The sequence below is a fragment of the Mycobacterium kiyosense genome (assembly GCA_021654635.1).
Taxonomy (GTDB): domain Bacteria; phylum Actinomycetota; class Actinomycetes; order Mycobacteriales; family Mycobacteriaceae; genus Mycobacterium; species Mycobacterium kiyosense.
Genome location: AP025179.1, coordinates 4,780,496 through 4,793,290 on the forward strand (window position 1 = coordinate 4,780,496; position 12,795 = coordinate 4,793,290).

Genomic DNA, 12,795 nt, shown 5'->3' on the forward strand with positions numbered 1-12,795 from the left:
GCCTGGGAGTGTGTCTCAGAAGAGCCTGCGGACGACGCCGTGTTCGGCGAGCCCGAAACCGGCGCGCCCACCCGTTGTGGTGAAGGACGCGAATTCATCGAAGCAGCTCATCGCCGGCCCAGCCCGCTCCTCGCCCATCGGCACCCAGAACCCGGCCCGCCTACCGTTGGAACGCATTTCGAACACATGGCCTCCGTTGCGGCTCAGCACCACACCGGCACACAGCCCCGTCGCATCCCGAGTGAGTGCCATGCCGTCGACGGGTTGGCACCCGTGCTCGTCCAGCACGAACCCGTCGGTGACATCGTGGCCGCCGTCGCCCAGAAATCGCATCACCGTCACGGAGAAATCGGCGAATGTCACGAAGATCCAAGCGTATTCGGAGATATTGACCGACTCGTCGCGGTGGCCCCAGGTGCGATCACGGATACCTCGCCCGTCGATCACGCTGTCGCGTCCGTCGATGCGACAGCGCCCTGAAACGACCACCGTCGTTTGAAAGTGTTGCAGCGGTTCGCCCCCCATCCGCGGGATCACCTCTTTGGACCTGAAGTCAGCCACTGTGAAACACGGCGCCGTCTGCAGATCGAGCTCGAGTCCCGGCGCGTCGACGCTGGCGCGACCGGATTGCAGGTCGAAGGATATGCTCGCGCTGCGAAACGATCCCGGCTGCAGGGGTTCGATGACTTCGCGAACCAGGCCTGCGATGCTCACGCTCACGCGTGCCCTTCTGCCGCCACTGTTCGGCGACGTGGAGACGTGCACGGTACCGAAGACCTCCCGTGCCGGGTCCCAGAACGACAGGAACGCGTTGTCGCGCCACGGCGTAAGGCCGCCCGGATCGTCGGCGCGGATGGGATGGGCAAGTGGCGAGGCCGTCGCGGAACTCATACTTTACGAGCGTAAAATATTACGATAGCTTCGGCAACCATGAGCGACGCCGATCCGCTGCACTGCCCCGGCTCGGGCGCTACGCACTGGACGACTGACAACGTCGGCGAAGCCATGCCGGGTGTGGCGAGTCCGCTCGGCTGGAGCATCTGGGAATCCGACAGCGACCCGGCCAACCGGGAACTCTTTTACCGCATCGGAATCATCAGTCGCGCCGAGCGTGACTCCATGGGCCCCATCAGCGAGCCCGTCATCCGAATCTTCTTCGGCCGCATCGCGATGTGTATGGAATGGCTGGGCATGGTCGGCGATCGCATGCCGGGCACCACGGGTCCCGATGCCATCGCCGGGATGCTCGGCCGGGTTCCGGACACCATGGCGTTCACGCCCACCCGCAGGCGTTACCCCTTCATCGCCACCAAGATGCCCATTGCCGCGCACCGCGCGATCCGCGAAGTACGTGCCCTCTCCCACCCCACGAAACAATGGTGGAAGGACAGCGTTTCGGTCGCCGGCAACGCTGACGAGCTCGCGGCCCGGGCGATCCTGCTCGACGGCGCCGCCCGCTATCGCCAGTTAATCACCGAGCATGGGGTCGTGCTGTTCTCCGCCACCACGCCGGTGACACACGCATTGAATGCGTTGGTGGCGCGGGCCGGTGTTGGCGACATCGGCACCCTCAGCGGAACCGGCGGAGCCGAAATGCGTATCGTCGAGGATCTCTGGCACGCATCGCGGGGCGAGATCGACATCGACGACGTCGTCGCCGAGCACGGATACCATGGACCGCTGGAGGGCGAAGTAGCAAGCCACGTGTGGCGAGAGGACCCGGAACCGTTGCGGCGCATCGTTTCCGCGTATGCCGAGCGACCCGCCGATGAGAGCCCGATCGTCCGCAATGCCCAGCTTCGCGCGGAGCTGCCGCCGATGCAGCGGGAGGTGATCTGTGCGTTACCCCGGACCTACCGGACACCGGCGCGCGCAATCCTGGCGCTGGCAGCCCGGGTACTGCCCATGCGCGGAGTGGGCAAGGCGGCTTTCGTTCAGGCACTGGACGTGTCGCGGGCGGCGGCGCGTCGACTGGGGCAGATATACGTCGACGGCGGCCGCCTCGACGATCCAGATGACATCTTCTACCTCACGCTCGCCGATCTGCGCGGTGGACTGCCCGCCAATGCCCGCGACCTGGTGGCGACCCGACGTGCCCGCCGCGAGGACTACCGGCGCATCCAGCTACCCCACTCTTGGCGTGGCACACCGGATCCCGTCGACGTCACGGCCGAGCGCGCCACCATCGGAGACGTGATCTGCGGGGTGGGCGCGAGCGCCGGGCGCGTCGAAGGTCCGGTGCGAATCGTCACCGACCCCAGCTTTGCCGAGGTCGAGCCCGGCGAGATTCTGGTCAGCCACACCACCGACCCGAGTTGGGCATCGATCATGTTCGTCTCGGCGGCACTTGTCGTGGACATCGGCGGGTTGATCAGCCACGCCGCTGTTGTCGCGCGTGAACTCGGCATTCCAGCGGTGGTCAACACCCGTCACGGCACGGGACTACTCCGCGACGGAGACCGGGTCCGCGTCGACGGCGGCGCCGGCACGGTGGAGCTACTCGAGCGAGCCCCGCTCTCGGTCGGCTGAGGGCGCCGTCGGCTCCCGTGCCGCAATGCGCCGGAAGGCCTACTGCGGCACCGGTATTGGCCGCGTATTCACACCCTCGGACCGTGCTGACGCGCGGTTCACATTGTCAATGCCCCGCGGATGGACAATTTGCGGCCACCAGAACCAGCGGCCCAGCAAGGTAGCGATCGAGGGCATCAACAGCGTACGGACGATCAGTGTGTCGAGCAGCAGGCCCAACGCGATGGTGGCCCCCATCTGGGCGACAATGCGATCGTCGCTGCCGAGCATCGCCGCCATAGTGAACGCGAACACCAGGCCGGCGGAGGTGACCACGGCACCCGTTCCGGCCATCGCCCGGATCGTTCCTGTCTTCAGCCCAGCGTGAATCTCGTGCCTGATTCGATGAACCAACAACAGGTTGTAGTCGGAACCGACAGCCAGCAGGACGATGACCGAGAAAAGCATCACCGAGAAGTGCAGCCGGATACCGAACAGGTCTTGCCAGATGAGCACGGAAAGCCCGATGGATGCCGCGATCGAGCTGGCTGCGGTGCCGACGATGACCAGCGCGGCAACCAGGCTCCGCGTCAGCACGAGCATGATCAAGAAGATCAGCGTGAGCGAGGCCACCGAGGTGATCATCAGGTCGTAGGTGTTGCCGTCGTGCATGTCTTTGTAGGTGGCGGCCGTGCCGCCGAGGTACACCTTGGCAGTCGACAGCGAGGATTGCTTCAGACCCTCCTGCGCCGCCGCTCGCTCGGCGTCGACTCGCGAGATGCCCTCCGGGGTTGCGGGATCGCCCGCGTGGTTGATGAAGAACCGCGCGGACCTGCCGTCCGGCGACAAGAAGAGCTTGAGGCCCCGCTGGAATTCCGCGTTGTCGAAAGCCTCCGGGGGCAGATAGAAGAAGTCGTCGTTTCTGGCAGCGTCGAAACTTTGCCCCATCACCACGCCGGTGTTGCTCATCGCCTCCATCTGATTGATCATCGCCTGGAAGGTGCTGTGCGTTGCAAGCGTGAGCGCCCGAGTTGTCCTCAAACTGGCCAGCATCGGAGGCAACAAGTCGGCCACTTCGTGTGTCAGCGAGGCGGTGCGACCGATGTCCTTGGTCAGCTCGTGCAGCTTCTCGTCCAGCTGATCGATCCCGTCCAGGCCATCGAACAGAGAACGAATCGACCAGCAGATCGGGATGTCGAAGCAGTGCTTCTCCCAGTAGAAATAGCTCCGGACGGGCCGCCAGACATCCTCGAAATCCGCAATGTGGTTTCGTAATTCGTCGGTGATAGCCGCCGTTTGCGCGGAGTCGTCGGCGGTTTCGTGTGCGACGTTGGCAAGCCGCGTCGAAATCTCATACATCCGCTGCAGGTAATCGATCGATACCTGTTGTTCGTCGGCCATCTTGAGTATGTCGTTCATCCGCTCCCGCAGAAATGCCATGTTCTGCATCGTCGTCTGGCTCTGCATGCTCATCAGGAACGGTATCGAGCTGTGTTCGATCGGAATGCCCAGTGGTCGCGTGATGTCCTGCACCATCACAATGCCTGGGACCCGCTGCACGTTCTTGGGCCACTCTGTCCAGCACCAGCATGTCGGCGGGGTTGCGCATATCGTGGTCGGCTTCGATCATCAGCGAGTCGGGATTGAGCCGCCCCTCCGAGAAATGGCGCTGCGCGGCCGCATACCCGACGTTGCCCGGGGCACTGTCGGGCAAATAGTAGCGTTCGCTGTACAGCGTCTTGTATCCCGGCAATGCGATCATCCCGATCAGGACGGCCACCGCACTGGCGGCAAGGATCGGCAGGGGCCAGCGCACCACGGCGGTACCCAACCGTCGCCACAATCGACCCTGATGCGCCTTCTTGGGCTCCAATAGGCCGATGCGGCTGGCCACCGTGAGCACGGCCGGACCCAGGGTGAGCGCGGCGGCGACGACGACCAACATGCCGATTGCGACCGGCAAACCCATTGTGGTGAACCAGGGCAGTCGGGTGAAGCTCAGGCAATACGCCGCTCCCGCGATCGTCAAACCCGAACCCAGTACGACGGGACTGACTGCGTGAAAAGTGGTGTAGTAAGCCGTCTCTCGGTCTTCACCTGCCGTGCGTGCCTCTTGGTAACGTCCGATCAGGAATATTCCGTAGTCGGTTCCGGCGGCGATGGCCAACATGGTCAGCAGCGCCGTCGCGAATACCGCAAGCTCGATGAATCCGTAATTACCCAACACCGCGATCACGCCCCGGGATACCGCCAATTCGACCAGGGTCATGAAGAGCTGGATCAATGTGGTCCCGATCGAGCGGTAGACCAGGAACAACATGATCGCTATCGCGGCAAGCGTGAACAGGGTGATCTTGTTCATGCTTGCGTTGCCGATCATGTACTCGTCATAGCTGTGCGCAGTTGAGCCGGTGACGTAGGCCTGCACACCCGGCGGGGCCTGCGTGGAAGCGACGACCTTACGGACGGCTTCGACGGACTCGTTCGCCAGCGTCGTGCCTTGCTCGCCGGCGAGATTCAGGATCACGTAGGCGCCTTTGGCGTCGGCGCTTTGGACTCCGGCCGCGGTTAGCCGATCGCTCCAGAAGTCCTGAATGTGTTGCACATGCTCGGGGTCCTTCTTCAACTTTGCGATGATTTGGTCGTAGAAACGGTGCGCCGCCTCGCCGAGTTCGTGTTCACCTTCCAGGACGATCGTGACCGTACTGTTGGAATCGAATTCCTTGAAGTTGTGGCCCTGGCGCATCATCGCTTTCATCGACGGCGCATCCATGGGTGCCATCGGCGCCGCGTGCCGCTCTCCGACCACTTCCAACTGCGGCGCAATCATGTTGACGACGACGGTCAGCGCGATCCAACCGATGATGATCGGCACCGCAAACCAACGGATCAGGCGGGCCAGGACGGGCCGCCTGGTATCAACGTCGGTCATACCGTCTTGACCCGGCCGACGACAGGAGCTTCGGCGCCATCGATGCCCCCCTGATCTCGGGCGCCTCTGTCATGCTCCCGGACTCCGGAGCTGTTGACGTCCAACGTCGCGACACGTCCGGCTACGCTGGTGCTGCGCCACAGTGACCGCCGGTGCGCCAATGGTTTTAAGTAAAGTTAAAAACACAATGGCTGGTTTTTACCACACGCCCACCGTCGTGGTCTAGGTCTTGACCACTCGCCTAGCAAACTCAGATCCAACTCAAATCTAACCCGGGGAATTCACCGCAGGTGCCATGATCTCGACCACGCCGGCGTCGCCATCCACCCTGATCATCTGGCCGTCCCGGATTCGCCGGCTGCCGATCTCGGTACCGCACACGCAGGGGATGCCCAATTCGCGGGCCACGATCGGACCATGACTGAGCATGCCGCCGTGATCGGTCACCACGGCCGCGGCCACCAGGAACAAGGCAACCCAACTGGGGTCGGTGGTCTCGCATACCAGGATGTCGCCCTCGTCCAATTCGGTGGTTGACGGATCGTGCACCACCCGCGCCCGCCCGGTCACGACGCCGGGACTGGCCGCCACGCCCTTCAGACTGCTGACATCGCCCGCGGCCGAATCATGCTGTGCCACGGTGGTGATTTGCGGCCGGCCCGACCAGGCGTGTGGCAGCCGGTGCGACTGACGCTCGACGAATTGCGCACGGCGAGTGGCAATCTCACCGATTTCACGATCGAGTCGCCCGCTGCGCAGGGCTGCGTAGCTGAGGTGAAAGACGTCGTCGGGCTGTTCCAGCGACCCGGCCGCAACCAGATCCGCGCCCAGTCGTCGCGCGCAGGCGCGGGCCACATCGAAGGTCATCAGATATCCGGCCTTGCCCTGTTGGCGCAGCACGAGAAAGCGCACGGCGGCACGGATTGCCAAGTCCAGCACGGGCCGCTGCAACGCGGGCGCCGCCGCCTTAGCACGCGCCATCGCCTGGCGCCGCGCTGCCATTTGCTGAGCGCTACGCCGGTGCGGTGCCCGTGGATTGTCGGCCTCGATAGTGCGGTAGTCGTCCAGCCGCGCCAACACCGGTGACGGGTCTTCGCGCCACGACACGCCGGACAGCTGACCCTCGTCGCGCCCGTGGTAGCCATGACGATCAGTGAAGTCGCGCAACGTGATCCGATCGTGCGCCAACGCCCAGAGGTCGGCGGCAACCTGATTCTCAACGGCACCGACGCCGGAGAGAACGGGCGCCTCCAGTTCAGCCAGCCCTAGCCTGCCCAACATCGCAGTGACCCGCTCGGCCAGCCCGGAGCTGGCCAACGCGACGATCAAATGCAGGATCATCATGTCCTCAAACCGCTGGCGCGCGTCGGCGAGCAGCTCGAGAGTTCCGGCACGGTCGAGTCCGTCAAGGCGCGCCAACGCAGCAAGGCGCCAGGAGCGCAGTCCGACGACCATGCTGTCGTGCCGGCGTGGCAGGGTGGCCATCAGCAACGGCGCCTTGGCGGCGATCGCCGGGTACCGGCGCCGGGAATTGTGGTCGACGGTTTCGGGGCGCACGTAGCCGAACAGCTGCTGTTCCACCGCGGAGGCCGAGGTTCCGGGCATCAGACCCGCGATGTCGTGAAACTTGTTGATGTTGGCCACACCGCGGCCGTCGAACAAGGTGAAGCACATGTCCTCGGCGCGCTCGGGCAAATACACCTCGCCGGCCTCATACACCCCGAGCCGGACCAGCATCTTGCGGAACGCCAGCTCCATCGGTTCTTCGACGAAGGTGTAACCGAAAGTGGTGAACACGCCGGGGAAGGCCTCGGCGATATTTCCTGTCGTCCAGGTCAGCGCCGGATCGACCTCGGGATTGTCCAGCTGCTGCGCGACGATCGATCGACTACTCATGCGACGCGTTCAGTGCACCCGGTGCAGGATGCCCTGCTCGAAAAACCCGGCACCGGAACCATTTTCGCTGTCCAACGCCATGAAGTCGTCATAGGTGCCGAACGACGGACCGTCGGAGTCCGCGCCCATCGGCACGAAGAATCCGGCCAGTCTCGAGGACAGTGTGACCACGCGGGTATCGCCGTCGACGTCGCGCAACCGGGCTGTCCGGAACTGTCCGGCGGCGTTGCGACCGAAGTTGACGTCGGCGATCGTGCGGGATCGGTCGGCGTCGATCAGGAAGCCGTCGGATCGCAGCGTGCCGTCCGCGCCCAGAAACTTCATCACCGTGATGAAGGTGTCGCCGATGACTGCCACCAAACCGGCATATTCGATCCACTGTGCGGCCTCGTCGCGGAAACCCCAGGTTCTGTCGCGCATACCGTGCGCCCGCACCGTCGTCTCGGCGCCGTCGAGCACCAGAGTGCCGGTCAACTCACAGGCTTGCTGGAAATGTTGCAGCGGTTTGCCCGGCACCAACTCGGGCACCACCCCGCCGACCGCGTAATCCGCCGCGACGAACAGCGGAACGTTGACCAGATCGGCTTGCAACCGCGGGTGACGCACCTTGATCACGCCGTCGAGTCCGAAGTCGATCGATTCGCTGGTGAAGCTGCCTGGTGGCAGATCCTCGATGATCTCGAGAACTTTGCCCCGTACCGTGACACTGCACCGTGCCCGCCGGGCGCCGGTGCCATTCGGGGACGTCGAGACGTGGAAGGTGCCGAAAATCTCGTTCGCCGTGTCCCAGAAGGCAAGGTAGGCATTGTCTTTCCACACCGGGTCACCAGGCTGGGCGGCATCGGGGTGGATGGGTTCGGCCAACGGCCCCCAGGTCTTGGCGATCTCGGTGACGGTCATCGACTTTGCCGCTCCTATCGATTGCAGTTTTCCGACGGTGCCGGCGGAACGCATCACGTCGCCGGTATTTGCGGCGGTGCCGCTTGCTGCGTCGCGAGTCCGCCCGCGCAAGCCACGATCCACCATTTTCTTACTAACATTAAAATCTAGCACGTATGCGACGCTTGTTGTAGCGTTTTCCGAAGTGCGGGACAGCGAACGCGCCGGCGCGGCGACCGGAGGTTTCTGATGACAGCTACGTCGGTCGACCTCCCTCACCGATGAGTATTCCTGCACCCAAACCGAATTCGGCGGCATTCGTCACCGGAGCGTCGTCGGGAATAGGTCGGGCATTTGCCGAAGAACTCGCCGGCCGCGGCCACAATCTCGTACTGGTGGCCCGCCGCCGTGCCCGCCTGGAGACGCTGGCGGCCGACCTTCGGACCCGGCACGGAATCCGGGCCGACATCCTGGCCTGCGATCTTTCCGATCCGCTGGACCGCGCACGCATGTTGGTCGATCTCGGCGCCCTGGATTATCAACTCGACGCCCTGATCCTGTGCGCCGGATTCGGGATGGTCGGCCCCTATCTGGATCACGATGTCGACCGGCTGATCACCATGGTGCGCACCAACGTCGAGGCAACCGTTGCCCTGACCCGCGAATTGGCCCCGCCGATGGTCAGCCGCGGACACGGAGCAATATTGCTGGTCTCCTCGATGGCCGGTAACCAGCCGATGCCCTACTTCGCGCCGTACGCGGCCACCAAGGCCGCGATCACGTCGCTGGGTGAAGCGCTGCACAGCGAACTCAAACCGGCCGGAATTACCGTGACGGTGCTCGCACCGGCGAACGTCGACACCGAGTTCGCGGAGACGGCCAATGCCTCGCGCCAGACCAATCGTCAACCCGCGTTTCTGACAGCTACCGCCGAAGAATGCGCGCGGGCAGGCATGAAAGCCCTGCAGGACGGCAGGCGACAGCTGGTGCCGCTGCCCCAGGCCGCCGCCTTCGCATGGCTCGCCGCCCACCTGCCGCGGCGGATCTGGTTCCGTGCCTGCCGCACAATGCTGCGTTGAACAACCCCGGCGCGCAGGGACCTTGCTGCGTCGCTCAGATCCCGCCGCGTGCGACGAGTTGAGCGGCGATCACGTTGCGCTGGATCTCGTTGGTGCCCTCACCGACGATCATCAAGGGTGCATCGCGGAAGTAGCGTTCCACGTCGAACTCAGTGGAGTAGCCGTAGCCGCCGTGGATCCGCACCGCGTCCAGCGCGATCTCCATGGCCACCTCCGAGGAGAAGAGCTTGGCCATGCCGGCCTCCATATCGCAGCGCTCACCCCGGTCGTAACGCTCGGCGGCATGAAGGGTGAGTTGGCGAGCCGCAGTGAGCTTGGTGGCCATATCCGCCAGATAGTTGCCCACCGACTGGTGTTTCCAGATCGGCTTGCCGAAACTCTCCCGTTGCTGCGCATAGGCGAGCGCGTCCTGCAGGGCGGCCGTGGCCACACCGAGCGCACGCGCGGCAACCTGAATACGTCCGGTTTCCAAGCCTTTCATCATCTGGGCGAATCCCTTTCCGGGAGTGCCGCCCAGAATCGCCGACTTGCTGATGCGGTAGCCGTCGAAGGACAGCTCGCAGCTCTCCACGCCCTTGTAACCCAATTTGGGCAGATCACGCGAAACCGTCAGGCCTGGACCGTGTTCCACCAGAACGACAGAGATGCCGGCGTGCCGCGGTGTGGCCTTGGGGTCGGTTTTGCAGAGCAGGGCGATCAGCCCCGAGCGACGTGCGTTGGAGATCCAGGTCTTGGTGCCCCCGATAACCAGATCGTCCCCGTCTGATACCGCGGTGGTGGCCATGTTCTGCAAGTCGGAGCCCCCGCCGGGTTCGGTCAATGCCATCGTCGCGCGCACCTCGCCGGACGCCATGGCCGGAAGATAGGTCTTCTTCTGTTCCTCGGTGCCGAATAAGGTCAGCAGCTTGGCCACCACGGTGTGCCCACCCATCGCGCCGGCCAGGCTCATCCAGCCGCGCGCCAATTCCTGGGTCACCAGCACATAGCACGGCGTCGATACCGGCGAGCCACCGTATTCCTCGGGGACGGCCAGCCCGTAGATCCCGATCTGCTTCATTTGCTCGATCCACTTCTCGGGATACTCGTTGGCGTGTTCGACATCGCGGACCGTCGGCTTGACGTCGCGATCGACAAACGCCCGGACCGTCTCTACCAGCAGGCTTTCCTCGTCGCTCAACGCAGAGCTCACATCCACCACCTCTCAACCAGAGATTTTTATTCTAGATTAAACACCTGGCTGCGGCGCGGGACGTCGGGGTGCGAGCTAGCTCGCGTGACCCGCCCTGGCTTCTTCCTCGCGAGTGAGTCCCGAGGCGGCAATGAGCTCCTCATGCAGCTCAAACCATACCGTGTGATAGGAGTCGATGATCGGTCGCGCGAGCCAGATCGTGTCGCCGGCCTTCACCTTGGCCAAGGCCGACTCCAGTTTTGTGCCGTATGCGCTCAGCCTCGGCACCAGCGCGGTTACCGTGGCCACGATGGGTTGTACCTGCTCATGCACGGTGTCGAGGCGGCTCAGCACGGCGGCGTCATAGTCGGCGTCATCGTGGGCATTGGGTTGGCCGTCCTTGATCTGCCAGTCGGCCATCAGCGCCTTGAACGTGTTGTTGACTACCCGGAAATCGTCGTAAGCCTTCGCCAGGACACCCTGGTCTATTCCCGAACGCTCTTCTGCCAGAAGAGAATTGAGCCGCTCACGACCCTCGGGGCTGATACGAATCGTTTTGGCCGCGACCAGCAGGCCGGCGGCCGTCAGTTCGGCCAGCGTCGCCTTCACGTCGGAGGGGTCTTCGCCCAGAGTCGCGGCGAGATCGTCTTCGGCGACGCGGCCTTTGAGCCGGACGGCCTGCAACACGGTCAATTCAGACATTCGCCAGTCCTTTCTTGTCTTCGTCCAGTCGTAGCGCGATCAGCATGGTGATGAGTGGGTGAGGTGAGACGACATCGGTCTGACCGGCGGCGAGGGCGTCGGCCACTGCCGCCGGAGACGTGTCGGCAAGCACTGCGTAGTCACCACCTGGGTGGGCACGGATCGGGCTGATGCTTCGGGCGATCTCGGTGAGCTCGGCCAAGTCCGGCGAGCCCGTCTCGGACCACGCCGTGCGTTCCAGGATGCCCTCGCGCACCTCGCCTTGATCGCCGTCAACGGTGATCATCTTGCCGTCGAGGGCGGCCGCCACCCCTGCACCGCACCCCACCACGGCGGGACGACCTATCTCCCGGCTCACCACCGCCGCATGCGATGTCGCGCCGCCGATCTCGGTGACGATGCCCCGCGCGGCAAGCATTCCGTGCACGTCGTCGGGATTGGTCGCCACGCGCACCAAAATGACGTCCTCGCCTTCTTCGGCCGCATCGATGGCGTCGTCGACGTCGGCATAGGCCTTTCCGGAGACGACGCCGGGGCAGGCCGGTAGTCCGCTCGCCAAAAGCGTTGCGGAAAAACGTGTTTCCGGCTGCAGCGCAGGCTCGAGCAGGGTTTCGACATGCGTGGGTGTCACCCTGCGCAACGCCTCCGTGTCGTCGATCAGTCCTTCATGGCGCAACTGCAATGCCAGGCGCACCGCTGCCTGTGCCGACCGCTTGGCGGTCCGGGTCTGCAGCAGCCACAGTTTCCCTTCTTCGACGGTGAATTCGATGTCCTGCACATCGGCGCCAATGCGCTCCAGCGTGCGTGCCGCGGCCATCAGTTGCTCGTAGACCGCAGGTTGCTCAACCTCCAATGTGGCGATGGGGTGCACGTCCACACTGCCCGATACGACGTCCTCACCTTGGCCGTTGGCAAGCCATTCGCCGAACGGCTCGTTGGCCCCGGTGATGGGATTGCGGGAGAACAGCACGCCGGTTCCCGAATCGCGCGCCAGATTGCCGAAAACCATCGCCTGCACGACGACCGCGGTGCCGGCACTGTCGTCCAGGTCGTGATGCGCCCGGTAGCTTATCGCCCGCGGGCTGTTCCACGAGGCGAAGACGGCCTCGATCGCGCCCCGCAGCTGCGCCCAGGGATCGGTAGGAACTTCGGCGTTTTGGTCACCGCCCAGCACGATGCGGCGGTACATCTCGACGAAGCGCCGTCGGGTGTCGCGCGCGAATTCCACCGAGCCGGCGGCCGCAAGTTCTGCTTCGACCGCGTCGTCGATACCGAGGTCGAGCACGGTGTCCATCATCCCGGGCATCGATTGCGCCGCTCCGCTGCGCACGCTGACCAGCAGCGGCCGCGGACCGTGCCCGAACGTGCGCGATGTCTCGCTTTCGAGGGCTTTCATCTTGTCGCGCACGTCATTCCAGATGTCGTCGAGACAGCGTTGCGGATCGGCGAAGAACCTGGCGCACACCTCGGTGGTGATGCAGAATGCCGGGGGCACCGGCAACCCTTGCCGGCGCATCGCATCAATGCCATAACCCTTATTACCCAGCACCATCCGAGGAAGCTGGGCGCCACCGTCCAGCGTCACGACCAGGGGATGCGCTTCGCCCGTCATTTTTGACATGAGATTAGAT

The 12,795-nt window shown here is 64.2% G+C and carries 9 protein-coding genes and 1 pseudogene; 3 read left to right on the forward strand and 7 right to left on the reverse strand.

Annotation, left to right across the window (positions count from 1 at the left end):
* Window positions 1-15: 15 nt before the first annotated feature.
* On the reverse strand, window positions 16-891 hold the full coding sequence (locus L6444_RS22475; RefSeq protein ID WP_236977352.1) for a hypothetical protein: 876 nt from the start codon (window positions 889-891) through the stop codon (window positions 16-18).
* A 39-nt stretch (window positions 892-930) separates the two neighbouring features.
* Between L6444_RS22475 and L6444_RS22480 the strand changes: the two genes are divergently transcribed.
* Window positions 931-2,529: a PEP-utilizing enzyme gene (locus L6444_RS22480; RefSeq protein WP_236977354.1), complete on the forward strand. Its 1,599-nt coding sequence runs from the start codon at window positions 931-933 to the stop codon at window positions 2,527-2,529.
* Between the two features lie 39 nt (window positions 2,530-2,568).
* On the opposite strand, the pseudogene L6444_RS22485 reads toward L6444_RS22480, so the two are convergent.
* The 3 genes and pseudogenes from L6444_RS22485 to L6444_RS22495 form a co-directional block, all read right to left on the reverse strand.
* Window positions 2,569-5,440, reverse strand: a pseudogene (locus tag L6444_RS22485) (MMPL/RND family transporter).
* A 267-nt stretch (window positions 5,441-5,707) separates the two neighbouring features.
* Entirely contained in the window at window positions 5,708-7,336 is a 1,629-nt protein-coding gene (locus L6444_RS22490) for a PEP-utilizing enzyme (protein ID WP_236977356.1), read from the reverse strand.
* 9 nt (window positions 7,337-7,345) lie between these two features.
* Entirely contained in the window at window positions 7,346-8,236 is an 891-nt protein-coding gene (locus L6444_RS22495; protein WP_236977358.1) for a hypothetical protein, read from the reverse strand.
* On the opposite strand from L6444_RS22495, the gene L6444_RS22500 reads away from it, so the two are divergent.
* Window positions 8,226-8,465 (forward strand): hypothetical protein, encoded by a 240-nt coding sequence (locus tag L6444_RS22500; protein WP_236977360.1) that lies wholly within the window; start codon window positions 8,226-8,228, stop codon window positions 8,463-8,465. The genes L6444_RS22495 and L6444_RS22500 overlap by 11 nt on opposite strands.
* Window positions 8,466-8,496: 31 nt before the next feature.
* Window positions 8,497-9,294: an SDR family NAD(P)-dependent oxidoreductase gene (locus L6444_RS22505; protein WP_236977362.1), complete on the forward strand. Its 798-nt coding sequence runs from the start codon at window positions 8,497-8,499 to the stop codon at window positions 9,292-9,294.
* Between the two features lie 34 nt (window positions 9,295-9,328).
* Here L6444_RS22505 and L6444_RS22510 read toward each other — a convergent pair whose 3' ends face one another.
* The 3 genes from L6444_RS22510 to L6444_RS22520 all read right to left on the reverse strand — a co-directional run bounded on the left by L6444_RS22510 (window position 9,329) and on the right by L6444_RS22520 (window position 12,785).
* Window positions 9,329-10,483 (reverse strand): acyl-CoA dehydrogenase family protein, encoded by a 1,155-nt coding sequence (locus L6444_RS22510; protein ID WP_236977364.1) that lies wholly within the window; start codon window positions 10,481-10,483, stop codon window positions 9,329-9,331.
* Between the two features lie 75 nt (window positions 10,484-10,558).
* A complete protein-coding gene (locus L6444_RS22515) occupies window positions 10,559-11,164 on the reverse strand; it encodes a MarR family transcriptional regulator (protein ID WP_236977366.1) in 606 nt (201 codons plus the stop codon).
* Window positions 11,157-12,785, reverse strand: coding sequence for a pyruvate, phosphate dikinase (locus tag L6444_RS22520; RefSeq protein WP_236977368.1), 1,629 nt, complete (start codon window positions 12,783-12,785; stop codon window positions 11,157-11,159). Before L6444_RS22520 ends, L6444_RS22515 begins: the two co-directional genes overlap by 8 nt.
* Between the last annotated feature and the right edge of the window lie 10 nt (window positions 12,786-12,795).

Coding starts and splice junctions, on each gene's coding strand:
- L6444_RS22505 (WP_236977362.1), top strand. CDS start 8,497: ATGAGTATTCCTGCACCCAAACCGAATTCGGCGGCATTCGTCACCGGA.
- L6444_RS22480 (WP_236977354.1), top strand. CDS start 931: ATGAGCGACGCCGATCCGCTGCACTGCCCCGGCTCGGGCGCTACGCAC.
- L6444_RS22515 (WP_236977366.1), bottom strand. CDS start 11,164: ATGTCTGAATTGACCGTGTTGCAGGCCGTCCGGCTCAAAGGCCGCGTC.
- L6444_RS22490 (WP_236977356.1), bottom strand. CDS start 7,336: ATGAGTAGTCGATCGATCGTCGCGCAGCAGCTGGACAATCCCGAGGTC.
- L6444_RS22495 (WP_236977358.1), bottom strand. CDS start 8,236: ATGACCGTCACCGAGATCGCCAAGACCTGGGGGCCGTTGGCCGAACCC.
- L6444_RS22520 (WP_236977368.1), bottom strand. CDS start 12,785: ATGTCAAAAATGACGGGCGAAGCGCATCCCCTGGTCGTGACGCTGGAC.
- L6444_RS22475 (WP_236977352.1), bottom strand. CDS start 891: ATGAGTTCCGCGACGGCCTCGCCACTTGCCCATCCCATCCGCGCCGAC.